Here is a 25,736-nt window from a genome sequence, read left to right on the forward strand (position 1 = left end):
ACAACCCCGTGGGGACGGGGGTGCGGCGGACGGCAGCGTTTGGCCGGTCAGCTGGGGAGCTGACCGGCCATCGCGCTGCCCGGCCCCGGATCACCCTGACCTGTCGTCCCGGGACTGCCCTGCGGCCATGGCCGAGCCTCCTGGCCGCAGCGATGAAGGGCCCCGGCCTCCGGACGCCTCTCCGGCGGCGACGCCCGCTGCGGCCGCGCCTCTCGACCATGGCGACGAAGGGGCCGAAGGCGTGCGCCCCGAACGTGTCCCCGGCGGTGGCCTACGTCAGAGCCACGCATCCTGGCCCTGACGACCGACGCGCCTGACGGCGAGTCCGGGCTCCGCGTTCCGGACCTGCTGACGACGTGCCGGACTCGTTGGCCCACGGCACGTGCCGGGTGGGGGCCCGGTTGTTGCCGCGCTTTCCTGCTCCGACGAGGAGTGGGCCGGACCACGAGTCCGGGCTCCGCGTCCCGGACCCGGCCACGGACGGGCCGGGGGCGTGGATCTTCGCCCCGGGCCCGGTGGTCATGGCCGGACCTTCTCGGCCGGGGCGACGAAGGGGGCTGAGACGTGGCCCCGGACCTGTTCCCGACGGAGGCCCGGGTCTCCGGATTCCTGGCCCGACCGGCCCGACCGGCCCGACCGGCCCGACCACGAGCCGTGACTTCGCGTCCCGGACTCGCCCAGGGACGGGGTGGAGGCGTGAGCCCCCGCCCTTGCCCCGGTGGTGTCTTCGGTTCGCGCTGCGTCCTCCGGCCCGGGCCATGAGGGGTCCGACTGTCGGCCCTGACAAGCCCCCGCTCATGGATGCGCCTGCCTGGGCGCCAGAGTTCGCCGCCGGGCCCGCGCTGTGAACGGGGCCCGGCCCCGCACAGGCCCACGGCCTGGGCCCGAACCTGTTGGCCGGTCTCGGACGCCGACGCGGCCCGGCGGTGGACGCGCCCGCGTTCGGGGTCCGTCGGTGGCCACCGGCGTGTCTCCGGGCCGGTCTCTGGCCGCGCCCCCCGGAACGCGGACACGATCCTGGCTGTGGACGCCCCCGCGCCCGCCGAGCGTCCGTGTCCGTGGCCACGAGGTGCCTCCGGCCGGGCCCCGGAGCGCGCCCGTCGGACCCTGTTGCGGCTGCCCCTGCTGCCGCGCCTGTACGTGAACGGTCCACCCCGGCCCCGGGGTATCGCCTCATACGTGCCCCCGCGTCGCGAGGAGGGGCCGGGGCCGATGCCGGGCTTCTTCGGGCGGGGCGACCGGGTGTCGTGCCGTTGTTCTCCATGGCGTCGGACCCGTTCTCAAAGGCGCCCGTACACTCGTTCCAGCCCTACCGCCCGGGGGACCCGTGACCGCAGACGTCGTCAGCGCGCTCGTCCTTGTTGCTCGTCGGGCGGCACACCTCTCCGCGTCCCCGTCCTCCTGCCCCGCCTGCGGCGGCGACGGTGACGCCGTGCTCGCGGAACGGGCCGACGGGGTGGTCGTACGGCATGGCGACGCCGTGGCCAAGGCGCACGCCGACAGCACCGACCCGGCCGACCACCGCGCCAGGCTCGCGGTCGCCTCCCATCCGCTGCTCTCGGGGATCCTCCTGCCCCCGCTCCCGACCGCCGCCGGCGAAGTGTTCGGCCGGCCGGTCACGTCCTGGCCGTACGGCGCCCCCGTCGACCCGGCGGACCCGGACGCCGCGCCGTGGGAGGAGACCGGCACACTCCTCGCCCGGCTGCACTCCGTCCCCCTCGACGCCCTCTCCCGTACGCCCCTGCCCGCCATGCGCGGCCCCGCCAAGGTCGCCCGCGCCCTCGCCCGGCTGCGTGCCGTATCCCCCCTCGTCCCTCACCCGCTCCCCGGCCGTCCCGCGCCCCCGGCGGAACCCGCGACCGCCCCTCGCGCCGTCCGTCCGTCCGCCGGCGGGCAGGGCGATGCCCCCGGACACCCGGCCGCCGCGGAACCCGTTCACCGCGCCGCCGCCACGCTCCCCCCATGGGCCCGTGGCGAAGCGCCCCCGCCCCCGTCGCCCCGCGCGCTGTGCCACGGCGACCTGCACCTCGGGCAGCTGGTGCGCTATCCCGTATCCGGATCCGGCGGGGACTGGTTGCTCATCGACATCGACGATCTGGGTCCCGGCGACCCCGCCTGGGACCTCGCCAGGCCCGCCGCCTGGTACGCCGCCGGGCTGCTCCCGCCCGCCGCCTGGGAGCGGTTCCTCGGCGCCTACCGCGCCGCCGGCGGCCCCGCCGTGCCCGCCCACGGCGACCCCTGGCCCCGACTGGACGTCGCCGCCCGCGCCCTCACCGTCCAGACCGCCGCGCTCGCCCTCGTCAAATGCGCCGCCGAACACCGCGAACCCGACGACGTCGAGCGGTCGATGCTCGACGCCTGTGCCCGAATTGCAGCAATCCCGGCCGAGTTGGGGGCAGGTCCGCCGTCGTAGGGTGAACCGACTGCCGCCGGGCGTGTGTTCCGGCGGCGCCGAAGAGACGGCGAGGAGCTGAGCCGACGATGCAGTGTCCCAAGTGCCACGCAGCGATGCACACGTACAACCGCAACGGTGTCCAGATAGAGCAGTGCAGCGGCTGCCGGGGAATCTTCCTCGACTACGGCGAGCTGGAGTCCCTGACCCGCCTGGAGTCGCAGTGGGTGCAGCAGGCCCCGCCGCCCGTGCCGCCCGCCCCGCAGCAGGGCTACCCGGCCGCCCCGCCGGCCTACCCGGCGGCGCCCGCACCCGCGTGGGGCGCCCCGCAGCACGGCCAGCACGGCGGCCACTACGGTGGCCACGGCGGCCACCACAAGAACAAGAGCTTCGGCCGGATGCTGTTCTCGTCCTGACGGCACAGCGGTGTGAACGGAAGAAGCCCCTGGCCGTTGAACGGCCGGGGGCTTCTCTCGGTACGCGTGCGCGATACTGGGATTGAACCAGTGACCTCTTCCGTGTCAGGGAAGCGCTCTCCCGCTGAGCTAATCGCGCGGGACCCACATCATTACTCGCACCACTCACACATCGTGCTCATCTTGCGTGCGCGATACTGGGATTGAACCAGTGACCTCTTCCGTGTCAGGGAAGCGCTCTCCCGCTGAGCTAATCGCGCGGGACGTACCGATCATGCCGTTCTTGTCTGTCTCGCCTGTCCTGCGTGGACGATACTGGGATTGAACCAGTGACCTCTTCCGTGTCAGGGAAGCGCTCTCCCGCTGAGCTAATCGTCCTTGGAGGTGGAGACGGGATTTGAACCCGTGTAGACGGCTTTGCAGGCCGTTGCCTCGCCTCTCGGCCACTCCACCCGAGCGACGCGTTTTCCAACTGCGCCACGTGGGCCTGTCGTTTCCGTTCCGTGTGCACGGCCCGGCGACGAGTTGAACTCTAGCGGATTCCCGAGCCAGCACAAAAACGCGTTTGCGCAGCGTGCTGCGGTGCGTGCACGGTGCGTTCCGGCCGGAGCGGCGCGGTGGGGCTTGTTCTAGACTCGCAACCGTGCACGACCTCGCTCCTCTGGCCCGCTTCGGGAACCTCGTCGCCTCCGGGCTGCGGGACGTCACCCATGATCCCGAAGCCCTCGACTCCACGGGGTTCTGGGCGGTGGCCGCGGACTTCGAGGGTCACCTGACCTGCGCCCGCTTCGACGACGTACGGACGGAACCGGTGCCGGCGGCGGTCCCCGGGCGGTGGCGCGGACCCGGCGCGGGTGACTGGACGTCGTCGCTCGACCGCGCCGCGTACACCTCGGGCGTACGGCGTATCCGCGAGCACATCGCCGCCGGTGACGTCTACCAGGTCAACCTCTGCCGGGTCCTCTCGGCCCCCCTGCCCGACCCCGGCGCGGCCGACGTGGACGCCCTGACGGCCCTGCTCGCCCGCGAGCACCCCGCCGCGTACGCCGGTACGATCCGGCTCCCCGGGCACGGCGTCGAGATCGCCACCGCCTCGCCCGAGCTGTACCTGTCCCGCGACGACCTCACCGTCGAGTCCGGCCCGATCAAGGGCACCGCCCGTACGGCCGCCGAACTCCTGGACAAGGACCGCGCCGAGAACGTGATGATCGTGGACCTCGTCCGTAACGACCTGGGCCGTGTCTGCGCCCCCGGTTCCGTGACCGTCCCCGCGCTCCTGCGGGTCGAGCCGTACCCCGGGCTGGTTCACCTCGTGTCGACCGTACGGGGCGAACTCACCGAAAAGGCGGGCTGGTCCGACCTCCTGCCCGCCACCTTCCCGCCCGGCTCGGTCAGCGGCGCGCCCAAGTCCAGCGCCCTGGCGATCATCGAGGAGCTGGAAGCGGAGCCGCGCGGACCGTACTGCGGAGGCATCGGCTGGGTCGACGCCGACCGTGGCACGGCCTCCCTCGCCGTCGGCATACGCACCTTCTGGATCGACCGCACCACGGCGGCCGGGCCCGTCCTGCGCTTCGGCGCCGGCGCCGGCATCACCTGGGGTTCCGACCCCGAGGGGGAGTGGCGCGAGACGGAACTCAAAGCCGCCCGCCTCCTGGCCATCGCGTCAGGTGTGTACGGGGCGGGTGCGCACGGGGCGGACGAGTACGGCACGTACGAAGAAAGCGGAAGGACGGCCTCATGAAGATCTGGGTCAACGGCGCACTGCACCCCGCGGAATCCGCGCACGTATCCGTGCTCGACCACGGAATGACCGTCGGTGACGGCATTTTCGAGACCGTCAAGGCCGTCCACGGACAGCCCTTCGCCCTCACCCGCCACCTCGACCGGCTCACCCGCTCGGCCCGGGGCCTCGGACTGCCGGACCTCGACCTGGACGAGGTGCGCCGCGCCTGTACGGCGGTCCTCGACGCCAACCCGGCGGCCCTGGCCCGCCTCCGGATCACCTACACCGGCGGGCTCTCCCCCCTCGGCTCCGACCGGGGGGACGCGGGACCGACCCTCGTCGTCGCCGCCGGCGAGACGACGCGCCGCCCGGACACTACCGCCGTGATCACCGTCCCCTGGACGCGGAACGAACGCGGCGCCCTGACCGGCCTCAAGACCACGTCGTACGCGGAGAACGTCGTCGCCCTCGCCCGCGCGCACGAACAGGGCGCGTCCGAGGCCCTCTTCGCCAACACGGTGGGCCAACTCTGCGAGGGCACGGGCTCCAACGTCTTCGTCGTCCTCGACGGCGAACTGCACACCCCGCCCGTCGCGTCCGGCTGCCTGGCCGGCATCACCCGCGCCCTGACCGTCGACTGGACCGGCGCCCACGAGACCGATCTGCCGTTCGACGCCCTGGAGCGGGCGGAGGAGATCTTCCTGACCTCCACCCTCCGCGACGTCCAGGCCGTCCACCGCGTCGACGGACGCCAACTCCCCACGGCCCCGGGGCCGGTGACCGCCAAGGCGATGCGGGTGTTCGACGAACGTTCCGGCGCCGACCTCGACCCGTAGGACGTGCCACCGGGTCAAACCGGATGCTCCGGGGGCGGAGGACGGGTACAACTCCCCTGATGACCACCACACTGCGGCCGACCGAGCCGCTCCAGCAGACCGACGACGGCGCCCGCTCCCGTACGTACGAGGTATGTGTGAACAGCCGCCCCGTCGGGACGATCGCCCTCGGCACGGACCCCGGCTTCGGGCCCGCGGTCGGCGTGATCCAGGCGCTGCGGATCGACGGGCCCGACCGGCGGCGCGGGCGCGGTACGGTCGCGGCCCTCGCCGCCGAAGAGGTGCTGCGCGGCTGGGGATGCGGGGAAGTGCTGGCCTCCGTGGAGATCCCCGAGCAGGCCGCGCAGGCGGAGGACGCCGCCCCCGCCCTCCGCCTCGTCACCGCCCTCGGCTACACCGAACGCAGCAGCAACATGGTCAAGCCGCTGCCGTCCCGGCCGCCCGGGCTGCCCGCCGGCACCGTGGGCCGGCCGCTCGACGACAGCGAGTACGACGCCTGGTGGGCCGCTGCGGCCACGCGCTACGCGCAGGCCTGGATCGACCGGGGCGCCTCGCCCGAGCTGGCCAGGGCCAAGGCGGAGACGTCCAGGACGGAGGCACTGCCCGAAGGACCGGCCACCCCCGGCGTCTCCCTGAGCGCGCTGGTCCACGGGGGACAGGTCGTCGGCACGCTCTGGGTCTCCCGGCGCGAGGAGACGCGCGACGAGCCGGGCGCGTACGTGTACGACGTCGTGGTGGGGGAGGACCAGCGGGGCAAGGGGTACGGCCGCGCCCTGATGCTGCTGGCCGAGGGCGTGGCCCTGGACTTCGGGGCGAGCCGGCTGGGACTGCACGTCTTCGCGGGCAACACCCCGGCGATCCGCCTGTACGAGTCGCTCGGTTACGTGACGACGCACCGGAACTTCCGCAAGGCGCTTCTCTGACGCCTGAAACCCCTGACTCCTGACGCCGGACGCCTGGCGTCCTACGACCCCCGCCGCCTGAGTCAGGCGTCCCCCCGCGCCACCACCCGGTCCACGATCGCCTCGATCCGCGCCCGAAGCCCCTCCTGGCTCTGGCCGCCGTCGAGCCGCTCACCGCCGACGACGTACGTGGGCGTGCCGGTCACCCCGATCGCCTTGCCCTCGGCCTGGTCCGCGTCCACGATCAGGATGTGCCGGCCGTCGATCAGCGCGGTGTCGAACTCCTCGGCGTCCAGCCCCAGCTCCCCGGCGATCTCCAGGAGCACCGGCTCGCCCTTGGCCGCGAGGTCGTCGGTACGGGCCAGCACGGCTTCCACGTACGCCCAGCCCCGCCCCTGCGCGAAGGCCTCCTCGGCGGCCTGCGCGGCGGCGAACGCGTGGCGGTGCTTCTCCAGCGGGAAGTGGCGCAGCCGGGGCTCCAGCCGGCTTCCGTACCGCTCGCGCAGCGCCCGCAGGTCCTCCAGGGCGTGGCGGCAGTCGGGACACTGGAGCTCGCACCAGAAGTCGAGGAGGACGGGGTCGGCGGGGGCGGAATCGTTCATGGACGGCAGTCTTCCAGCCCGGCCGCCCCCGGCCCAACCACCCGGAACGAGGAGGGGCCCCGACGACCCCCGGCTCCACCCCGTCCCCGCCCCAGGGAGGAGGGAGCCCCCGGGATGCCCCCGAGATCTCCCTGAGGTCACCCCGTTGCGTGGCCCCGACCGCCCCACCAGGTGCACAGTGGATGCAGAACACGTTCCGACGACGACCCGGCCTGCCTGGAGGACCCGATGATTGCCGAGACCATCTTCTCCGCGGTGTCCGCAGCCGGTCTGGGGATCGCCGCCGTGACGGCGTACCGGAAGCGGTTCCTGTCGGCGACGCGCATCGCGGCGTACTCCCTGGTCCCGGTGGGTCTGGTGATGACCGGTGTCGTCAAATGGGTCGCGCACACGGCCTTCTCGCCGGTGGCCTGGCTCGGCTTCGTCGTGCTGGGTGTCGCCTGGCTGCTCTTCCTGACGACCCGGGCGGTGGAACGGCGCGGGGGCGGCACCCGCAAGGAGCGCAGGGCGGCCGCGAAGGCGGCGCGGCGCGAGGCGGTCGCCCCGGCGGCGTCCGCGCCCTCCCTCCCGGGCCGCAGCCCGGCGGTACGGCCCGAGCCGCAGCCGGCGCCGCGCGCCAAGGGGTCCGGCGACGACTTCAGCGACATCGAGGCGATCCTCAAGAAGCACGGACTCTGAAGCAAGAAGCAGGGTCTCTGAAGCACGTTCCGCGTGCTCACACCGCCGAAAAGGGCCTCTGAGCGGCCCCCGTCTTGAATGCCGGACGGGTTTCCACGGAATATGATGAACTACCGCGCAGAAGACGCGTGTTGGTCATCAGCCGCCTTCGGGGTACGTCATCATCGCCCCGAGATGCTCGATACCTCCCGGGACCAGACCCCGGCACCCACCGATGAGCAGCGCGGTTGCCTCTTCGCGCTCTCCCAGCCGCCCCTGATGATCTTCCTCACGGTGATCGGCGCCCTGCTGCTGATGGCGGCTGTCCATGACCTGTTCCTGCTGTGAGGAACGGTGAGCGAGGGCCCGCGAGGCTCAGCCCGCCGCTTCCTTGCGGCGCGCCCGGTACGCGGCCACATGCAGCCGGTTGCCGCAGGTGCGGCTGTCGCAGTACCGCCGGGAGCGGTTGCGTGACAGGTCGACGAACGCGCGCCCGCAGTCCGGGGCCTCGCAGCGCCGCAGCCGTTCCTGTTCGCCCGCCACGACGATGAAGGCCAGGGCCATGCCGCAGTCGGCGGCGAGATGGTCGGCGACCGAGGCGCCCGGCGCGAAGTAGTGGACGTGCCAGTCGTAGCCGTCGTGGTCGGTCAGCTGGGGGGTGGTGCCCGCCCCCGCCACCAGCTGGTTGATCAGGGCGGCCGCCGTCGGAGCGTCCGGCGCCCCGAACACGTCCGCGAACCGCTTCCGTACGTCCAGCACCGCCCGCAGATCGCGGACGCCCAGTTCCTCCACCCCGCTGACGCTGTGATCCCGTACGAAGGTGTGCAGCGCCGCTACGTCCGCGAGCCCGTCGGGCGTGACCTCCGCCGCGTCGCCGTCCGGCGCGGTGTTCACCAGATCGACCACGGTTTCGAGGGCGATCCTGGTGTCGTGGGGAATCAGCACGATCCGCTCCCTGGCCTGCTGCGGGCCGGTGCCCGCCGAATCCCGCCGACTTTAGCCGCTGTACGGGGCGGGCGTGGCGTTGCTCGGACACCGTTGCCCGCATGGGCGTACGCGGGCGCACAGGCGTGCAACGGCACACGCACCGGCGCCGTCGCCGCGGTGGGTTCCGCGGCGACGGCGCCGGTGTTCTCCGTATGCGGTTGTCAGCGCGGCGCCGTCTCCCCGAGTCGGACGGCGCCGAGCGGCCCTCGGCCTGGCTCAGCTCTCGGCCAGGATGTGCGAGAGTTCGGTGTCGAGATCGAAGTGGCGGTGTTCGGTGCCCGGTGGCACCGCGGCGTCGGTCCGCTTGAGGAACGACTCCAGGGCCCGCGCCGGGGCCTCGAGCAGGGCCTCGCCCTCCGGAGAGCTCAGAGCGATGCAGACGACGCCCTGACCGTGGCTGCGCGACGGCCAGACTCTGACGTCGCCGGTGCCGGTGGGCCGGTGCAGCCCCTCGGCGAGAAGGTCGCGGGCGAAGACCCACTCGACCGTCTCTTCGGCTCCGGTGTGGAAGGTGGCGTGCACGGCGTAGGGATCGGCCGTGTCATACCGCAGGCCCGCGGGTACAGGCAGTGAGGACTCGCTCGATACAACGAGGCGCAGGTGCAGCTCGCAGCTGACCGTGGTGTTCATAAGCGCCAGGGCCTTTCGCTCAGTGTGCGCTCGGGGATTCGCACGTCGGCGAAATCGACATGCCACCTACGGTGTCGTTGTAAACCCCTCTGTCTGTTTTGTGATCCTTGGGATAGCTCGTACAGCGGTGCGTGACTTCAGGCCATACCGCCATTCCGGTGACGTGGCCGATTCCGGTAGGTTGGGGGTTATGCATGCGGAGAGTGACGAGCGGGGGGACGTCGTCGTACCGACGGCTACGACGGACGGCGGCGCGGACCACGGGAAAGCTGAATCCGGGGCGCGGTCCGGGGCGCATCTGGTGCGGGTCCGGAAGACCGAGGACGAACGGACCGGCACGGCGGAGCTGGGCTCCCGGGCGCCCGGCTTCATCAAGGCGTCGAGGCCGCTGCATCTGAGCTGGCAGGTCGGGGTCTTCATCGTCGGGCTCGCGGTGGTCGGCGGGGGTGTCGTGCTGCTACCGCTCCCGGGCCCCGGCTGGCTGATCATCTTCGGCGGCATGGCGATCTGGGCCACCGAATTCGTGTGGGCGCAGCTGGTGCTCCGCTGGACCAAGCGGAAGGTCACGGAAGCCGCCCAGAAGGCCATGGACCCCAGGGTCCGGCGGCGGAACATCGTGCTCACCAGCATCGGGGTCGCGATCCTCGCCGCGCTGGCCGCGGTCTACCTCTGGAAGTTCGGCTGGGTCCTGCCGTGGAACATCGACCGCTGACCCCGGACCGGCCCACCGGCGGCCCCGTACACGGCGGGGAGCGCCGCTGACATGGGGTAACGTGTCCGGTGCGTTCCCGGGCGATTAGCTCAGTGGGAGAGCGCTTCGTTCACACCGAAGAGGTCACTGGTTCGAACCCAGTATCGCCCACCCGGAACCGAGGCCCGCGGACCTGACAGGTTCGCGGGCCTCGGTCGTGTCCGCGGTCGTTCTCGCCGGGGAGGCCCGTCAGCGCAGGCGGCTCAGGCCGTCCCGCAGCCGGCGCGCGTCCCTCAGACGGTGTTCGTACGTCGCCCCCACCGCGAGGAGCAGCAGTCCGGCCAGGGCCGGCGGCAGCCAGCGCGGCAGCGCGCCCACCACCTGCACGACGTACGGTGCCAGCTCGTGCAGCCCGACCAGGGCCAGGACCGCGCCGCCCAGCACCAGCGGCGCCTGGAGCCGGAGCCGGGCACCGGCGAGCGTGACCGCGAGCGCGCCCAGCCCCAGCAGCAGGGGCCGCGCCCAGTGCGGATCGCCCCAGACCGCCACCAGGCTCGGCAGCAGCGTGGCGGCCAGGCCGGGACCGTACGCCGTCCATGACGAGGCTTCCGGATCGCGGCGGCGGCGCAGCAGGCCCACGGCGAGCGCGAGGACGGTCACCGGCAGCGTGTACGCCTCGGGCGCCCCCACCCCGGAGGCGGCGAGCCGCACCCAGGAGGCCAGGACGAACAGCCCGGCCGCGACGTACCCCGCCACGGCCCGCCGCTCCGCGCGCACCGCCGTGCCGGCCGCGATCACCCCGCACAGGGCGAGCACCAGCGCCAGGACCAGGGCCCGGCCGAGCGCCAGGACCAGGGCGAGCGGGCCCACGCAGGCACCGGCGATCTCGACGGGCGCCGCCACCGGGTGGAGCCGCAGCCACGCGCCGAGCAGCGCCACCAGGGCCGGTACGACGAGCACCAGCACCGCCACCCCCGCGGCCGACAGCCCCGCCGCCGCGCCGGCCGCCACGACCAGCCCGGTCGCGTACACGACGGCCACACAGCCGAGCACCGCCTGGACGAGCACCCGGAGCGGGACGGGAACCGCCCGCGTGGCCGCCTCCCGCCGCCCCGCGTACTCCAGAGTCACCGCCGTGCCCGCGTGAAGAAGGGCCAGGGCCGCGAGCACCGTCACCGTCGCGGGCCGGGTCGCCAGGGACAACAGCGCGGCTCCGGCCCCGCCGGCCAGGGCGCAGCACAGGGCGGTGACCGCCACCGGACCCTGCGGGGAGACCCCGATACGGCCGGGGAGAAGAACGAGCGTCAGCGCGAGGGCCGTCAGGACCACCGGCACCACCAGCGCCGCGCCGAACCCGAGGTCCAGCGCCAGCGGCAGGACGAGCAGAGCGGCCCACACCAGCGCCACGACTCCGGACAGCAGGGCGGCCCGCACCCGGTCCGAGCCGGACGCCGTACGGCTGGCCGTACCGGTGGCCGTCTCCGCCCCGGAGGCCCCGGCCGTCGCCGGCACCGACCCCCGCATCCGCCCGTACGCCACCCCCAGCGCCCCGGCCACCATCAACAGCACCAGGGGAGCGGTCGTCAGGCCGGACCACGGGAAGTCCGTCCCGGCCACCGTCCGCGCCCGCTCCGGCGCGCCCGACCACACGTCGGCGAGTAGCCGCAGCGCACCGCCCAGGGCCACCGCCACCAGCGGCAGCGCCCACACCACCGAGAACGCCCCCACACCCCCGGCGACGCCGACCAGTCCCCGCACCACCGGGCGCGGCAGCCGCATCCGTACACCAGGCACCAGGACCGTCGCCGCCGCCAGTGCCACCGCGCCCAGCACGTACGCGGGGACCGCCCAGCTGTCCGGCACCCCCGGGCGCAGCACCCCGCCGACCGCCGCGATCACCGCGAGACCCGCCACCCCCGCGCACCCGACGGCCCCACCCGGCAGGCGCAGCGCGGCGAACAGGCCCAGGGCCGCCCCCGCGAGCAGCAGCACACCGGGCCCGGCCGCGGCCACCGGCGACCCCGCCGTCAGCGACAGCTCGCAGCCCGTCAGCAGCGCCGGCGCCCCGACCACCCCCGCGCCCGCCGCCGCGAAGCCCCGTACCGGCGCCGGCTTCGCCCACACCACCACCGCCACGTCCAGCGCGGCCGTCACCCACAACGCCCAGGCCGTCGCCGTCACCGGCGCTCCCGCCGCCGACACCCCCAGCGGCAGCGGGAGTTGGGCGGCCACCACAGCCGCGGGCAGCGGAACGCGGAGCCCGCCGACAGCCAGCCCGTACCCCGCCCACAGCGCGGCCAGTACGGCCGCCGCCCCCGCAACGTACCCCAGGGGCGGCGTGCCGGACAGCGCCGTCGCGTACAGGCCGTACGCGTCCAGGACCGTCAGCACCAGCGCGAGCGCGGCCACCGCCTCCGCCGTCGCGCCCAGCCCCCTGCGGACCAGCAGCGCGGGCACCGAGAGCGCCAGGACCGTCACCGCACCCAGCACCGCCGAGCGGCCGGTGATCCCCATCTCGCCCCAGCTGACCAGCGTGAAGGCGACGGCCGCGATCGCCAGCAGTACCCCGCCCAGCGTCAGCAGCACGTGCTGCGCCCCCGGCTGGGACGTCCCGGCCCGCCGCGCGCCGGGGGCGGCGCCCTGCCCACCGGGCGACGCCCACCCCGATCCCCACCCCGCTGACGGCCCGGCCGCCGCCAGCAGGCTCACCAAGTAGGACCTGCGCAGCAGCAACTGCCCCTTGCGCGCGTCGAGTCGGGCCAGCTCCTGGTCGAGGATCACCAGCTCCTGGTCGGGCCGTAGCACCTGTGTCATGGCAGCGAGTGTGCTGCGCGCCACAGCCCGTGCCATCGGCGCGCCTACTCAGATCCCCGGGTGAGTACGTCCCATCCGGTTTGAAGGGGAGCCGTCCGGGCCTGTATGGTTCAAGGCGTTCCCGGGCGATTAGCTCAGCGGGAGAGCGCTTCGTTCACACCGAAGAGGTCACTGGTTCGAAACCAGTATCGCCCACCGGGAAAAGCCGGTCCGTCCCCGACGGACCGGCTTTTTTGTGCCAGGAACCGTGCCAGGAACCGTGCCAGGGCCCCCGCCCCTCAGGCCGCCGCCGCGGGCACCTCGGGTCGCAGGGGCCACGCGGGGTCCACCGACTCCTCCGTGCCGTTGCGCGAGAACCACGCCTGCAACCCCCGCGCCTGCGCCGCGTGCCACACCGCCTGGAGCGCGTGCAGCTCCGCCGCCGACAGCCGCTCCATCCGCGAGGCGAACCGCCGCCCCACCGCCCGTACCAGCTCCAGCGACGCCAGCGCGTCGGCCGCCGCGTCATGGGCGCCCTCCAGCTCCACGCCGTACTGGACGCAGAGATCCGTGAGCGTACGGCGGCCCTTGCGATAGCGGTCCAAGTGCTTGTCCAGCACCCGCGGATCCAGCACGCACAGCGGCACGTTCTCCAGATGCCGCCCCAGCGACGACGCCCGGTGGCGCCTCAACTCCCGGTCCAGCAGAGTCAGATCGAACGGCGCGTTCATCACCACCAGCGGCCGGCCCGCCGCGCACTGCTCGGCCAGCGCCCGCGCCATCTCCTCCACCGCCGGCGCCGGCCACCGCCCGTTGCGGTGCAGGAAGTCGTCCGTCAGACCGTGTATCTCGGTGGCGGCGGGAGGCACCGGCACCCCCGGGTCTATCAGCCACCGTGTCACGCGGGGCCTCGCCCCCGCCACGTCCTGGACGACCAGGGCGGCCGAAACGATCCGGTCCCCCTCGACGTCCACTCCCGTCGTCTCCGTGTCGAATGCGGCCAGCGGGCCCTCGTACCAACGCGTCATCCCCGAACTCCTCGCGCATATCCGGCAGATGGCGTCCATCCTCTGCCCGAATCGGTGATACCCGGACAGGACATGTGGTACGCACTGTTTACGGAGGACGCCGGACGGTGACAACACAAGGGACGGACACGGATGGTGACGTCCCGTCAACCCCATCTATCCGTACGGCCCGGAAGGCACCCAGAGCCATGGCTCTCGCGCAGCCCGAACCGGGCGGGCTGCTGCCCGAGCGGATCGCACCGCTGCGCGGAGCACTCGCCACCACCGCCTGCATGGAGACACTCCAGGTGGGCTACCTCCACGCGGTCGCCGCCGCGGCCGGCTGCTCACTCAGCCAGCCCTTCCCCGACACCGGCATCGACTGGCACGTCAGCCACAGCTCACCCGGCCACGCCGTGGACGACGAGGTGACCATCAAGGTCCAGCTCAAGAGCACCTACCAACTCGCCCCGCACCCGGCGGGCCCGGCCTTCTCCTTCGCCCTCGACAACGCCCACCTGGTGAAACTGGCCCGCACCCCCGTCTCGGTGCACAAGATCCTGGTCGTGATGATCGTGCCCCGCACCCAGGACGAATGGCTGCGCGCCGGGCACGACCGCCTCGACCTCAGACACTGCTGCTACTGGATCAACCTGGCGGGCCACCCCGTGACCGGCCGCCACCGGACGACCGTGCGGGTGCCCACCGCGCGCATCTTCGACGACCGGGCGCTCTGCGAGATCATGACCCGCGTCGGGTCGGGAGGGAGACCGTGATGCACCGGCCGTCCGACGAGCCCGCCGACGAGGTGACCCCCTGGGCGGCCCGCCCCCGCCCCGCGCACGACCCCGCCGCGGAACCGCCGGGCCCCTGGACGGGCGGCCTGGCCCCCGACCCCGCGCGGACCGACCCCGCCGTCCTCGGCGCGCTCCTCGCCCGGCACGGCTGGCGCCGCCGGGGCGGCGCGCCCGGCCGCTACACCCGCTGGACACCCCCGGCGCCCGCCGGCGACGGCACCAGCCTCCTGGTGCCGGAGAGCCGCGCCTTCCCCGACTGCGACGACCTGCTCGCCGAGGCCTTCACCGCCCTCGCCCGCAGCGCGGCCCCCTCCGCCCGCGAGGTCCTGGTCGGCCTCACCGTCCCCAGCGACGAGATCCGCTGGTGGCGCGACGTGCCGCAGGGCCCCTCGGGGGCGGCGGCCTGGACCGTACAGGAACAACTGCGCACGGCAGCGCGGCAGTTGCTGCTGGCCGGCGCGCTCGCCGTGCGGAGCAGGGCCGGCTACCACGGAGCCCGCCACCGCAGCCGGGCCCAGGCCTCCCTGGAAGGAATCCTGGTCGGACCGGCCCCCGGCGGACGCGAACTCACCGCCTTCGTGCCGGTCACGGACGGCCGCGCCGTCGCCGTCCGCCTCCACCACGCCCTCTACGCTACCCGCGAGGCCGTCGACTACCAGCGCGCCACCGGCGGCATGGAGGCGTTCGACACGGCCGTCCAGGCAGGGGTGAGCCGCGAGCTGACCGACGCCGTGATCGCCCTCGTACGCGGCACGGAAGGCGCCCGCGTCACCCTGGCCTGGGCCCCCGGCGCGGGCGTCCCCGACGGCTGCGTGCCACGCCCAGAACCGGTGGAGTTCTCCCCCGGCGACCTGCCCGCGCTCCGCGAGGCGGGCCGCCGCTATCTGCGCGACGAGCCCTCCATGCCCGTACGGATCACCGGCGCCGTCATCCGGATGCGCCGGGCGGGACCGCGCGGCGCCGGGTCCGTACGGCTGCGGGTCCTCGCCGGGGCGGAGATCCCGCACGTACGGGTGGCGCTCGACGAGGAGGCGTACCGCATCGCGGGACACGCGCACCTGGTCGGCCTGCCCATCCGGGTCGTCGGCCGGCTGGAGAGCCGGGGCGGCTTCCGCAGGCTCACCGACGCCAGCGGGGTGGTGCCCGTCCAGGTGGACGAGGCGGAGCGCGACCGGCTGATGAAATCCCTCCAGGAGAACCTGGACTTCTTTGAAGAGGCGTGCGGCGGGGGCGGCGATCAGGAAGCCGATGCGGAAACCGTTTAGTGGGTGACGGCCCGGGCTCGGTACGATTCCTGATGCGTACGGAAAACAGGACGTGCGCGCCCCGTGCAGTCAGGAGAGTCCGGTGTCAGACGTCCGTGTGATCATCCAACGCGATTCCGAGCGGGAAGAGCGCGTGGTGACGACGGGCACTACGGCGGCCGAACTGTTCCCCGGCGAGCGCACCGTCGTCGCCGCGCGCGTGGGCGGCGAGCTGAAGGACCTCGCGTACGAGATCGCCGACGGCGAGACCGTCGAGCCCGTCCTGATCTCCTCCGAGGACGGCCTCGACATCCTCCGCCACTCCACCGCGCACGTGATGGCGCAGGCCGTGCAGGAGATCTTCCCCGAGGCCAAGCTGGGCATCGGCCCGCCGGTCAAGGACGGCTTCTACTACGACTTCGACGTCGAGAGGCCCTTCACCCCCGAGGACCTCAAGGTCATCGAGAAGAAGATGCAGGAGATCCAGAAGCGCGGCCAGCGCTTTTCGCGCCGTGTCGTCACGGACGAGGCGGCCCGCGAGGAGCTGGCCGACGAGCCGTACAAGCTGGAGCTCATCGGCATCAAGGGCTCGGCGTCGACCGACGACGGCGCGGACGTCGAGGTGGGCGGCGGCGAGCTGACCATCTACGACAACCTGGACCCGAAGACCGGCGACCTGGCCTGGCGCGACCTGTGCCGCGGCCCGCACCTGCCGACCACCCGGTACATCCCGGCGTTCAAGCTGATGCGGAACGCCGCCGCGTACTGGCGCGGCAGCGAGAAGAACCCCATGCTCCAGCGCATCTACGGCACCGCGTGGCCGACGAAGGAAGAGCTGAAGGCGCACCTGGACTTCCTCGTCGAGGCCGAGAAGCGGGACCACCGCAAGCTGGGCAACGAGCTGGACCTGTTCTCCTTCCCCGACCAGGTCGGCTCCGGCCTCGCGGTCTTCCACCCCAAGGGCGGCATCATCCGCCGGACCATGGAGGACTACTCGCGCCGCAGGCACGAGGAGGAGGGGTACGAGTTCGTCTACACCCCGCACGCCACCAAGGGAAAGCTCTTCGAGACGTCGGGGCACCTCGACTGGTACGCGGACGGCATGTACCCGCCCATGCAGCTCGACGAGGGCGTGGACTACTACCTCAAGCCCATGAACTGCCCGATGCACAACCTGATCTTCGACGCGCGGGGCCGGTCGTACCGCGAACTGCCGCTGCGGCTCTTCGAGTTCGGGACGGTGTACCGGTACGAGAAGTCGGGCGTCGTGCACGGGCTGACCCGCGCCCGCGGCTTCACCCAGGACGACGCGCACATCTACTGCTCCAAGGAGCAGATGGCGGACGAGCTGGACTCGACGCTGACCTTCGTGCTGAACCTGCTGCGTGACTACGGTCTGACCGACTTCTACCTGGAGCTGTCGACCAAGGACCCCGAGAAGTACGTCGGGACCGACGAGGCGTGGGAGGAAGCGACCGAGACGCTGCGCAAGGTGGCCGAGAAGCAGGGGCTGCCGCTGGTCCCCGACCCGGGCGGCGCGGCCTTCTACGGCCCGAAGATCTCGGTGCAGGCGCGGGACGCCATCGGCCGTACGTGGCAGATGTCGACCGTGCAGCTCGACTTCAACCTCCCGGAGCGCTTCGACCTGGAGTACACCGCGCCGGACGGCTCCAAGCAGCGGCCCGTCATGATCCACCGGGCGCTGTTCGGGTCGATCGAGCGGTTCTTCGCGGTGCTGCTGGAGCACTACGCGGGCGCGTTCCCGGCGTGGCTGGCGCCGGTGCAGGCGGTGGGCATCCCGATCGGGGACGCCCACGTCGAGTACTTGCGGGAGTTCGCCGCCGAGGCGAAGAAGAAGGGCCTGCGGGTCGAGGTGGACGCGTCCTCGGACCGGATGCAGAAGAAGATCCGCAACCACCAGAAGCTCAAGGTCCCGTTCATGATCCTGGTCGGCGACGAGGACATGAACGCGGGCACGGTGTCCTTCCGCTACCGCGACGGTTCGCAGGAGAACGGCATCCCGCGCGACGAGGCGCTGGCGAAGCTGCTCGACGTGGTGGAGCGCCGCGTCCAGGTGTGACTCCTGAGGCTTGACCGCACAGGTACGACGGCCCCCGCCGAGCGTTCAGCTCGTCGGGGGCCTCTCCCTGTCCTCCCGGCCGAACGTCTGGATGAGCCACGACGAGAACGACCCCGTCACCGCCCCCAGCAGCGCCAGCCCGCACGCCATCAGGACCACCGCGAAGACCCGGCCCCACGGCGTCACCGGCGTCACGTCCCCGTACCCCACCGTCGTGATCGCCGAGGCCGCCCACCACACCGAGTCGCCGAACGTACGGATCGTCGCGCCCGGCGCGCCCCGCTCCTGCTGGTAGACCGCGAGCGCGGTGGCGAAGCCCAGGAGGAGGGCGCTGAGTCCCGCGTACGACATGACCCTGCCGTACAGACTGAGACGGGGCCGGTCCCGGCGGCGCTGGACGGCGCTGTACGTGTTCACGATGCGCAGCGGGCGCAGCAGGGGCAGGACCAGCACCACCGTGTCCAGCCAGTGCTTGCGCGGGAAGTGCCGGCCCAGGCCGCTGAGGACCAGCCGTACGACGTAGTCCGTCAGGAAGACGGCCCAGGTCAGCAGGACACCCGTCAGGGCGAGGTCACGCCACACCGGGCTGGTGTGCGGGGCCAGGACGAGGACCGCGTAGCAGCCGAGGAAGACCGCCGAGCCCATGAACAGCGGCAGCTCCATGCGGCGCTCCCAGCGGAGCCGGCGTTCGGGGCCGTTCCTGACGTGCATCGCCCCAGCATCGCGGGGGGTGGTCCGGCGGAGGCCCGGCGACACGCTTCCCCGGTCCTAAGTCATATGCTGCACAGCATGACGAGTGAGCCGGAGCAGCAGATCGGTGTGGGGACCCCGGACGCGTTCCAGCGTCTGTGGACGCCCCATCGGATGGCGTACATCCAGGGCGAGAACAAGCCCACCGGACCGGAGGCCGGCGACGGCTGTCCTTTCTGCGCGATCCCGTCGAAGTCCGACGAGGACGGGCTTGTCATCGCGCGCGGGGAGCGGGTCTACGCGGTGCTGAACCTGTATCCGTACAACGGCGGCCATCTGATGGTGGTGCCGTTCCGTCACGTCGCCGACTACACCGAGCTGGACGACGCGGAGACGGCCGAATTGGGGCAGTTCACCAAGCGGGCGATGACCGCGCTCCGTACGGCGTCCGGCGCGCACGGCTTCAACATCGGGATGAACCAGGGCTCGGTGGCGGGGGCCGGGATCGCCGCGCATCTGCATCAGCACGTCGTGCCGCGCTGGGGCGGCGACACCAACTTCATGCCGGTCGTCGGGCACACGAAGGTGCTGCCGCAGCTCCTGGCGGACACGCGGGCGATGCTGGCCGCGGCCTGGCCCGTACAGCCGTAGCGAGTCCCGTACAGCCGTGGCCGACCCCTGGCCCGTCCACCGCCGTAGCGGGTCGGGCCAAGGGCGCCCGCTCACGCGTCGTAGGCGTCCGCCTTCCGCGGACTCGGGTCCTGTACGGCTCCGCCGAGCGAGGACGCCCTGCTGCCGAAGCTCGCGGTGTCCACGCCGTGTTCGTCCAGGACCTTCATCGCGGCGGCGTGGGCCACCCGCAGGACCGGTGTCGCGGCGCGCATCGCGTCGTCGGCCATGAAGCGGTGGCGCCAGGGCTGGTCGGCCCAGGCGTGCCGCAGGCCGAAGGGCTCGGGGAGGCCGAGCTTGCCGCCGAGGTGGTCGAGCAGCGGCGGGTACCAGGTGAACGGCGCGCGGACCGCGAGGCGGACCGCTTCCTTCGGCTCGACCAGCGGCAGCGGCCGGTCGACGGTCTCCCAGAAACGGACCGGCTTGGCGACCGTACGGCTCTTGGGGGAGGGCCCGCTGGTGAAGAGGGAGTGCACCGGGCCGAGCGCGTGCCCCGTGACCTCGATGCGCAGCGTCTGGTAGAGGACGGTGACGCTGATCATCATGGTGATGACCAACTGGCCGTCCCACAGGTTGAACTGGACCCCGAGGTAGTGACGGTTGCCGCTGCCGAACTGCTGGTGGTTGCAGATCCGCTGTATCTCGTGGCTCTTGACCTGGTAGGCCTCCACGTCCTGGCCGTCGGGTCGGCTCACGGAACCGGCGCCCTCGCCGACCGCCGCGACGATCCAGTGCTTGACCGAAGGCGGCGGGAAACCACCGGAGTTGAGGGGGCCGCGCTCCAGCAGCTTCAACTGGTCGTGGATCGCCCTTATGACGTCGTAACTGCGGAACTGGTGGATCTCCTTGGCGGGGTCCTTGGAGACGAGGTCCTCGGCGAGCTGCCAGCTGCCCCAGCGGGTGCCCATGCCCAGTATTCCCTTGGGGCCCGCGTAGAAGACGACGTTGGACCGCTGCTCGGCGGTGAGCTTCTCCAGACCCTGGCGCAGCTCCTCGCGGCTCGCGTCGCCCGGGTTGCCCGGCACGGCCTCGGGGATCTTGGCGCCGATGCCGCCGCCGGCGAGGAGGGCGCTCCAGCGGGAGCGCAGGTCCTTGGCGGTGGACTCGCAGATGCGTTTGGCCAGCCACCAGCCGACGACCGGGGCGACGATCATGCCGCGCAGGTACCAGCCGAGGACGCCGACGAAGGGGAGCGCGATCAGGAAGATGACGGCGAGGACGCCGACGGCGATCAGGAGGGCCGAGCCCATGGCGCCGACACGCCGGTCCTTCGCCCCGGCGAGCGTACGGCGCAGCTGGAAGACGCCCAGCCAGAGCAGGGCGCCGGGCAGGAACAGCAGGCCGAACACGGCGGTCACGGCGGTGAGCTTCTTGTCCCGCTCCTTCCGGATCCCGTTCGCGGCGAGGCAGTGCTCGACGATGGTCCGGGACTCGGTGCCGAAGGACTGGATGAGGGCGCCGCGGCCGCCGCCGAGGGTCCTGAGCTGGACGGCGCGTGCGAACGCCTCGCCCAGATTCGGCTCCATCAGCGAGAATCTGCCCTTGGAGACGCTGGACTTGTGCCATTCGTTGTCGGCCTTGAGGATCTCCTCGACCGGGCTGTCCCGGTAGGCCGCCGAGGCGAGGGCGTGCGTCGCCGCGGTCTGTCCGTCCGATCCCATGAGCGGGACCTGTGCCCCCGGGCTGAAGTCGAATCCGTCACTCGCCACTGCCGCCCCCTCGCCGCAAGGATCCGCTGCCGCGGCCTGTTCCTGGTCAGAGCGCCCGGCTCACCTGCGGAGCTGGGCACCTCAGCGTAACTGCGGTATGCGGTCCACGTCAGGGGAGTTGGCGCTCTTTCGCCACCGGGCGCCCGATGTCGTCCGGCGCCCGGTGCGGGTGGGGCGGCGGTGGCGCGCCGCGGGCGTGGCTACGATGGGCCAGCCGGTGGCCGTCGGGGCCGCGCGGTACAACGACCGTCGGGAAGGCCATGCTGAACAAGTACGCGCGTGCATTTTTCACGCGTGTCCTCACGCCGTTCGCCGCGTTTCTGCTCCGGCGTGGAGTCAGTCCGGACGCGGTCACGCTCATCGGTACGGCCGGAGTGATGGCGGGCGCGCTGGTCTTCTTCCCTCGCGGGGAGTTCTTCTGGGGCACGATCGTCATCACGATCTTCGTCTTCTCCGATCTCGTCGACGGCAACATGGCGCGGCAGGCCGGCGTCTCCAGCCGCTGGGGCGCCTTCCTGGACTCGACGCTCGACCGGGTGGCCGACGGCGCGATCTTCGGGGGCTTCGCCCTCTGGTACGCGGGCGGCGGCGACAACAACGTGCTGTGCGCCGTCTCGATCTTCTGCCTGGCCAGCGGCCAGGTCGTCTCGTACACCAAGGCCCGGGGGGAGTCGATCGGCCTGCCGGTCGCCGTCAACGGACTGGTGGAGCGGGCGGAGCGGCTGGTCATCTCGCTGGTCGCGGCGGGCCTGGCCGGATTCCACCGGACCTTCGGGGTCCCCGGGATCGAGATCCTGCTGCCGATCGCGCTGTGGATCGTCGCGGTGGGCTCCGCGGTGACGCTGGCCCAGCGGGTGGTGACCGTACGGCGGGAGTCCGCGGAGGCGGACGCGGCCGCGGCGGCGGCGGCGGAGGCCGCCTCGGGCGCGGGTCCCGGGTCCGGCTCGCAGGGGCGTGAGGCCGGGTCATGAGCGGGGTGCGCGACCGGGTCACGGACGGGCTGTACGGGCTGGGCTGGAGCACGGTCAAGACGCTGCCGGAACCGGCGGCGGCGGCCCTCGGCCGGACGATCGCCGACACGGCGTGGAAGCGGCGCGGCAAGAGCGTGCTGCGGCTGGAGTCGAATCTGGCGCGGGTCGTGCCCGGGGCGGATCCCGAGCGGCTCGCCGCCCTGTCGAAGGCCGGGATGCGTTCGTACATGCGCTACTGGATGGAGTCGTTCCGGCTTCCCACCTGGAGCGCGGAGCGGGTGAGCGCCGGCTTCGACCCCAAGGACGTGCACCATCTGACGGACGCGCTGGCGTCGGGGCGGGGCGTGATACTGGCGCTGCCGCACCTGGCCAACTGGGACCTGGCGGGCGTCTGGGTGACGCGCGCGCTGGGAGTGCCGTTCACGACGGTCGCCGAGCGGCTCAAGCCCGAGACGTTGTACGACCGTTTTGTGGCGTACCGCGAGAGCCTCGGGATGGAGGTGCTGCCGCACACCGGCGGCTCCGCCTTCGGCACGCTGGCGCGGCGGCTGCGGGACGGCGGCCTGGTCTGCCTCGTCGCCGACCGCGACCTGTCGGCGTCGGGCGTCGAGGTCGACTTCTTCGGGGACACGGCCCGGATGCCGCCGGGGCCTTCGCTGCTGGCGCAGCAGACGGGGGCGCTGCTGCTGCCGGTGACGCTCTGGTACGACGACTCCCCGGTGATGCGGGGGCGGGTCCATCCGCCGGTCGCGGTACCGGAGTCAGGTACGCGCGCCGAGAAGACGTCTGTCATGGCACAGGCGGTGGCGGACGCCTTCGCCGGCGGGATCGCCGAGCATCCGGAGGACTGGCACATGTTGCAGAGACTGTGGGTCGCGGACCTCGAACCGTCCGGTGCGCCCGGGGGGCCGGCGTGAGGATCGGGATCGTCTGCCCCTACTCGTGGGACGTGCCCGGTGGGGTCCAGTTCCACATCAGGGACCTGGCGGAGCACCTGATCCGGCTCGGGCACGAGGTGTCCGTCCTGGCGCCCGCCGACGACGAGACGCCGCTGCCGCCGTACGTGGTGTCGGCGGGGCGCGCGGTGCCCGTTCCGTACAACGGCTCGGTGGCCCGGCTGAACTTCGGGCTGCTGTCGGCCGCGCGGGTACGGCGCTGGCTGCACGACGGGCACTTCGACGTGATCCACATCCACGAGCCGACCTCGCCGTCGCTGGGCCTGATCGCGTGCTGGGCGGCGCAGGGACCGATCGTCGCCACGTTCCACACGTCGAACCCCCGGTCGCGGGCCATGCTGGCGGCGTACTCGATCCTCCAGTCCGCGCTGGAGAAGATCAGCGCGCGGATCGCGGTGAGCGAGTACGCGCGCCGGACGCTGGTGGAGCACCTGGGCGGGGACGCCGTGGTGATCCCGAACGGCGTCGATGTCGACTTCTTCGCGAAGGCCGAGGCCAATCCGGCGTGGCAGGGCGGCACGATCGGCTTCATCGGGCGCATCGACGAGCCGCGCAAGGGACTCCCCGTCCTGATGCGGGCGCTGCCGAAGATCCTGGGCGCGTACCCGGAGACACGGCTGCTGGTCGCCGGCCGGGGTGACGAGAAGGAAGCGGTCGAATCCCTGCCCAAGGCGATGCGGTCGCGGGTGGAGTTCCTCGGGATGGTCAGCGACGAGGACAAGGCGCGATTGCTGCGCAGTGTCGACCTGTACGTCGCGCCCAACACGGGCGGCGAGAGCTTCGGCATCATCCTGGTCGAGGCGCTGTCGGCGGGGGCGGCGGTGCTGGCGAGCGACCTGGACGCGTTCGCGCAGGTCCTGGACCAGGGATCGGCGGGCGAACTGTTCCGCAACGAGGACGCGGACGCCCTGGCGGCGTCGGCGGTCCGCCTCCTGGGCGACCCGGCCCGCCGCGCACAACTGCGCGAGCGGGGGAGCGCGCACGTGCGGCGCTTCGACTGGTCGACGGTGGGCGCGGACATCCTGGCGGTGTACGAGACGGTGACGGACGGCGCGACGTCGGTGGCGACGGACGAACGGACGACGGGCCTGAGGGCCAGATTCGGCCTGGGCGCGACGAGGGACTGATCCCGCAGATATCAACCCCGTCCGGCCACCCCAAGCCCGTCCGGCGATTGAGGACACCGGGGCCCGGGGCGGAGCCCCGGTCTCGGGAAGGGGCGGGTAGGGGAAAGCGCCGCAGGCACCGCCCACCACGGCGCACACCCCACCACGGCACCGCCCACCAAGGCACCGGCCCCCACCACCGCACCCCACCGCACCGCCCGCCGGTAACCTTGCGGCCCGTGACCCCAACCCTCGTATGGATCGTCGTCGCCGTCGTAGCGATCGGCCTCTACCTCAGCTGGACCGCCGGCCGCCTCGACCGCCTCCACGCCCGCATCGACGCCGCCCGCGCCGCCCTCGACGCCCAGCTGCTGCGCCGCGCCTCGGTCACCCAGGAGCTGGCCACCTCCGGCGTCCTCGACCCCGCCGCGTCCATCGTGCTGTACCAGGCCGCGCACGCGGCCCGGCAGGCCGAGGAGGAGCAGCGTGAGGTCGCGGAGAGCGAGCTGAGCCAGGCGCTGCGCGCGGTGTTCGGGGAGACCGAGCAGGTGGAGGCGGTACGGGCCGCCCCCGGCGGCGAGGACGCCGCCGGCGAGCTGGCGGCCGCCGTGCGGCGCGTACCGATGGCGCGGCGGTTCCACAACGACGCCGTACGGGCCGCCCGCGCCCTGCGCCGCCACCGCAAGGTCCGCTGGTTCCGGCTGGCCGGGCACGCGCCGTTCCCGCTCGCCTTCGAGATGGACGACGAGCCGCCGGTGGCACTGGCCGACCGCCCGGGCAGCGGCTGAGAGCGATCCACACACGCCGACTCGCGGCCGAGAGCGATCCACTCACCCGGCCCCGCGGCCGAGAACGATCCACCGGCACCACATTGGCTCTTGCTGTGGACCGCCCACCAGGCGTTTCCTCAAGGATGACGATGACGTCGTTCCCGTCCATCATTTTCAGCCAGTGAGGTCGCTTCAGTGTCCCCTTCATCCGCTTCCCCCCAGTCCCCCGAGACCGGTACCGCTCGCGTCAAGCGCGGTATGGCCGAGCAGCTCAAGGGCGGCGTGATCATGGATGTGGTCACGCCCGAGCAGGCCAAGATCGCCGAGGACGCCGGCGCGGTGGCCGTGATGGCGCTGGAGCGGGTGCCCGCCGACATCCGCAAGGACGGCGGCGTGGCGCGCATGTCCGACCCGGACATGATCGAGGGCATCATCGAGGCCGTCTCGATCCCGGTCATGGCCAAATCCCGTATCGGCCACATAGTGGAGGCGCAGGTCCTCCAGTCCCTCGGTGTCGACTACATCGACGAGTCCGAGGTCCTGACCCCGGCCGACGAGGTCAACCACTCCGACAAGTGGGCCTTCACCACCCCGTTCGTCTGCGGCGCCACCAACCTGGGCGAGGCCCTGCGCCGTATCGCCGAAGGCGCGGCGATGATCCGCTCCAAGGGCGAGGCCGGCACGGGCAACGTCGTGGAGGCGGTCCGCCACCTGCGCCAGATCAAGAACGAGATCGCCAAGCTGCGCGGCTTCGACTCCAACGAGCTGTACGCCGCCGCGAAGGAGCTGCGCGCGCCGTACGAGATCGTCAAGGAGGTCGCCGCGCTCGGCAAGCTGCCGGTGGTGCTCTTCTCGGCCGGCGGCGTGGCCACCCCGGCGGACGCGGCGCTGATGCGCCAGCTCGGCGCCGAGGGTGTGTTCGTCGGTTCGGGCATCTTCAAGTCGGGCGACCCGGCCAAGCGGGCCGCCGCGATCGTGAAGGCGACCACCTTCTACGACGACCCGAAGATCATCGCGGACGCGTCCAGGAACCTGGGCGAGGCCATGGTCGGGATCAACATCGACACCCTCCCCGAGTCCGAGCACTACGCAAAGCGTGGCTGGTAAG

General features: G+C 72.5%; 24 protein-coding genes and 6 tRNA genes. 19 read left to right on the forward strand and 11 right to left on the reverse strand.

Annotated features, from left to right (window positions below):
• The first annotated feature begins 1,327 nt into the window (after positions 1-1,327).
• Together OG349_RS29650 and OG349_RS29655 are read left to right on the forward strand one after the other, a co-directional pair.
• Positions 1,328-2,413 carry a phosphotransferase gene (locus OG349_RS29650; protein WP_327237499.1) on the forward strand — a complete coding sequence of 362 codons (1,086 nt, stop codon included), beginning with the start codon at positions 1,328-1,330 and terminating at the stop codon, positions 2,411-2,413.
• A 68-nt stretch (positions 2,414-2,481) separates the two neighbouring features.
• Positions 2,482-2,808, forward strand: coding sequence for a TFIIB-type zinc ribbon-containing protein (locus OG349_RS29655; protein WP_327237500.1), 327 nt, complete (start codon positions 2,482-2,484; stop codon positions 2,806-2,808).
• Positions 2,809-2,875: 67 nt separating this feature from the next.
• On the opposite strand, the gene OG349_RS29660 is transcribed toward OG349_RS29655, so the two are convergent.
• The 4 genes from OG349_RS29660 to OG349_RS29675 all read right to left on the reverse strand — a co-directional run bounded on the left by OG349_RS29660 (position 2,876) and on the right by OG349_RS29675 (position 3,261).
• Positions 2,876-2,947: transfer RNA gene (locus tag OG349_RS29660), tRNA-Val, on the reverse strand.
• Between the two features lie 49 nt (positions 2,948-2,996).
• Positions 2,997-3,068: transfer RNA gene (locus OG349_RS29665), tRNA-Val, on the reverse strand.
• A gap of 46 nt (positions 3,069-3,114) precedes the next feature.
• A tRNA-Val gene (locus OG349_RS29670) sits at positions 3,115-3,186 on the reverse strand.
• A gap of 1 nt (position 3,187) precedes the next feature.
• Positions 3,188-3,261 (reverse strand) — tRNA-Cys (locus OG349_RS29675).
• 190 nt (positions 3,262-3,451) lie between these two features.
• Between OG349_RS29675 and OG349_RS29680 the strand changes: the two genes are divergently transcribed.
• The 3 genes from OG349_RS29680 to OG349_RS29690 are packed head-to-tail and all read left to right on the forward strand — an operon-like array spanning position 3,452 to position 6,290.
• Positions 3,452-4,549: a chorismate-binding protein gene (locus OG349_RS29680; protein ID WP_327237501.1), complete on the forward strand. Its 1,098-nt coding sequence runs from the start codon at positions 3,452-3,454 to the stop codon at positions 4,547-4,549.
• Complete coding sequence (locus OG349_RS29685) at positions 4,546-5,367, forward strand: aminotransferase class IV (RefSeq protein WP_327237502.1); 822 nt, start codon at positions 4,546-4,548, stop codon at positions 5,365-5,367. The genes OG349_RS29680 and OG349_RS29685 overlap by 4 nt, the downstream gene beginning before the upstream one ends.
• A gap of 59 nt (positions 5,368-5,426) precedes the next feature.
• A complete protein-coding gene (locus OG349_RS29690; RefSeq protein WP_327237503.1) occupies positions 5,427-6,290 on the forward strand; it encodes a GNAT family N-acetyltransferase in 864 nt (287 codons plus the stop codon).
• A gap of 62 nt (positions 6,291-6,352) precedes the next feature.
• Here OG349_RS29690 and OG349_RS29695 read toward each other — a convergent pair whose 3' ends face one another.
• Positions 6,353-6,871 (reverse strand): DsbA family protein, encoded by a 519-nt coding sequence (locus OG349_RS29695; protein ID WP_327237504.1) that lies wholly within the window; start codon positions 6,869-6,871, stop codon positions 6,353-6,355.
• A gap of 228 nt (positions 6,872-7,099) precedes the next feature.
• Between OG349_RS29695 and OG349_RS29700 the strand changes: the two genes are divergently transcribed.
• A complete protein-coding gene (locus OG349_RS29700; protein WP_327237505.1) occupies positions 7,100-7,549 on the forward strand; it encodes a hypothetical protein in 450 nt (149 codons plus the stop codon).
• Positions 7,550-7,723: 174 nt separating this feature from the next.
• A complete protein-coding gene (locus tag OG349_RS29705) occupies positions 7,724-7,876 on the forward strand; it encodes a hypothetical protein (protein ID WP_167034211.1) in 153 nt (50 codons plus the stop codon).
• Positions 7,877-7,903: 27 nt separating this feature from the next.
• Here OG349_RS29705 and OG349_RS29710 read toward each other — a convergent pair whose 3' ends face one another.
• The gene (locus tag OG349_RS29710) at positions 7,904-8,473 is read right to left on the reverse strand and encodes a CGNR zinc finger domain-containing protein (protein WP_327237506.1); all 570 of its coding nucleotides are present in this window, start codon (positions 8,471-8,473) and stop codon (positions 7,904-7,906) included.
• 258 nt (positions 8,474-8,731) lie between these two features.
• Positions 8,732-9,145 (reverse strand): SsgA family sporulation/cell division regulator, encoded by a 414-nt coding sequence (locus OG349_RS29715; protein WP_003959770.1) that lies wholly within the window; start codon positions 9,143-9,145, stop codon positions 8,732-8,734.
• A gap of 190 nt (positions 9,146-9,335) precedes the next feature.
• Here OG349_RS29715 and OG349_RS29720 point away from each other — a divergent pair, with 190 nt between their 5' ends.
• Complete coding sequence (locus OG349_RS29720) at positions 9,336-9,857, forward strand: TIGR02611 family protein (RefSeq protein WP_327237507.1); 522 nt, start codon at positions 9,336-9,338, stop codon at positions 9,855-9,857.
• Positions 9,858-9,935: 78 nt separating this feature from the next.
• Positions 9,936-10,007 (forward strand) — tRNA-Val (locus tag OG349_RS29725).
• A 78-nt stretch (positions 10,008-10,085) separates the two neighbouring features.
• On the opposite strand, the gene OG349_RS29730 is transcribed toward OG349_RS29725, so the two are convergent.
• Positions 10,086-12,650, reverse strand: coding sequence for an SCO7613 C-terminal domain-containing membrane protein (locus OG349_RS29730; RefSeq protein WP_327237508.1), 2,565 nt, complete (start codon positions 12,648-12,650; stop codon positions 10,086-10,088).
• A gap of 123 nt (positions 12,651-12,773) precedes the next feature.
• On the opposite strand from OG349_RS29730, the gene OG349_RS29735 reads away from it, so the two are divergent.
• Positions 12,774-12,845, forward strand: a tRNA-Val gene (locus OG349_RS29735).
• A gap of 83 nt (positions 12,846-12,928) precedes the next feature.
• Here OG349_RS29735 and OG349_RS29740 read toward each other — a convergent pair.
• Complete coding sequence (locus OG349_RS29740; RefSeq protein ID WP_327237509.1) at positions 12,929-13,657, reverse strand: 3'-5' exonuclease; 729 nt, start codon at positions 13,655-13,657, stop codon at positions 12,929-12,931.
• Positions 13,658-13,845: 188 nt separating this feature from the next.
• Here OG349_RS29740 and OG349_RS29745 point away from each other — a divergent pair, with 188 nt between their 5' ends.
• From OG349_RS29745 to thrS, 3 genes are all read left to right on the forward strand, one after another.
• On the forward strand, positions 13,846-14,412 hold the full coding sequence (locus OG349_RS29745; RefSeq protein WP_327237510.1) for a DUF4365 domain-containing protein: 567 nt from the start codon (positions 13,846-13,848) through the stop codon (positions 14,410-14,412).
• On the forward strand, positions 14,412-15,698 hold the full coding sequence (locus OG349_RS29750; protein ID WP_327237511.1) for a hypothetical protein: 1,287 nt from the start codon (positions 14,412-14,414) through the stop codon (positions 15,696-15,698). The genes OG349_RS29745 and OG349_RS29750 overlap by 1 nt, the downstream gene beginning before the upstream one ends.
• An 82-nt stretch (positions 15,699-15,780) precedes the next feature.
• Positions 15,781-17,757 carry a threonine--tRNA ligase gene (thrS, locus tag OG349_RS29755; RefSeq protein WP_327237512.1) on the forward strand — a complete coding sequence of 659 codons (1,977 nt, stop codon included), beginning with the start codon at positions 15,781-15,783 and terminating at the stop codon, positions 17,755-17,757.
• Positions 17,758-17,802: 45 nt separating this feature from the next.
• Here the strand turns inward: thrS and OG349_RS29760 are convergent, their stop codons facing one another.
• On the reverse strand, positions 17,803-18,468 hold the full coding sequence (locus tag OG349_RS29760; protein WP_327237513.1) for a potassium channel family protein: 666 nt from the start codon (positions 18,466-18,468) through the stop codon (positions 17,803-17,805).
• Positions 18,469-18,534: 66 nt separating this feature from the next.
• On the opposite strand from OG349_RS29760, the gene OG349_RS29765 reads away from it, so the two are divergent.
• A complete protein-coding gene (locus tag OG349_RS29765; protein WP_327237514.1) occupies positions 18,535-19,098 on the forward strand; it encodes an HIT family protein in 564 nt (187 codons plus the stop codon).
• Between the two features lie 71 nt (positions 19,099-19,169).
• Here the strand turns inward: OG349_RS29765 and OG349_RS29770 are convergent, their stop codons facing one another.
• A complete protein-coding gene (locus tag OG349_RS29770; protein ID WP_327237515.1) occupies positions 19,170-20,825 on the reverse strand; it encodes a hypothetical protein in 1,656 nt (551 codons plus the stop codon).
• A gap of 260 nt (positions 20,826-21,085) precedes the next feature.
• Between OG349_RS29770 and pgsA the strand changes: the two genes are divergently transcribed.
• From pgsA to pdxS, 5 genes are all read left to right on the forward strand, one after another.
• Positions 21,086-21,796 carry a phosphatidylinositol phosphate synthase gene (pgsA, locus tag OG349_RS29775; RefSeq protein ID WP_327237516.1) on the forward strand — a complete coding sequence of 237 codons (711 nt, stop codon included), beginning with the start codon at positions 21,086-21,088 and terminating at the stop codon, positions 21,794-21,796.
• Positions 21,793-22,713, forward strand: a complete 921-nt coding sequence (locus OG349_RS29780) for a phosphatidylinositol mannoside acyltransferase (protein WP_327237517.1) — start codon at positions 21,793-21,795, stop codon at positions 22,711-22,713. The genes pgsA and OG349_RS29780 overlap by 4 nt, the downstream gene beginning before the upstream one ends.
• Positions 22,710-23,879, forward strand: coding sequence for a glycosyltransferase family 4 protein (locus tag OG349_RS29785; protein WP_327237518.1), 1,170 nt, complete (start codon positions 22,710-22,712; stop codon positions 23,877-23,879). The genes OG349_RS29780 and OG349_RS29785 overlap by 4 nt, the downstream gene beginning before the upstream one ends.
• A 218-nt stretch (positions 23,880-24,097) precedes the next feature.
• Positions 24,098-24,646: a hypothetical protein gene (locus tag OG349_RS29790; RefSeq protein ID WP_327237519.1), complete on the forward strand. Its 549-nt coding sequence runs from the start codon at positions 24,098-24,100 to the stop codon at positions 24,644-24,646.
• Positions 24,647-24,823: 177 nt separating this feature from the next.
• Positions 24,824-25,735 carry a pyridoxal 5'-phosphate synthase lyase subunit PdxS gene (pdxS, locus tag OG349_RS29795; protein ID WP_327237520.1) on the forward strand — a complete coding sequence of 304 codons (912 nt, stop codon included), beginning with the start codon at positions 24,824-24,826 and terminating at the stop codon, positions 25,733-25,735.
• The last annotated feature ends 1 nt before the right edge of the window (position 25,736 follow it).

The sequence above is a fragment of the Streptomyces sp. NBC_01317 genome (assembly GCF_035961655.1).
Classification (GTDB): Bacteria; Actinomycetota; Actinomycetes; order Streptomycetales; family Streptomycetaceae; genus Streptomyces.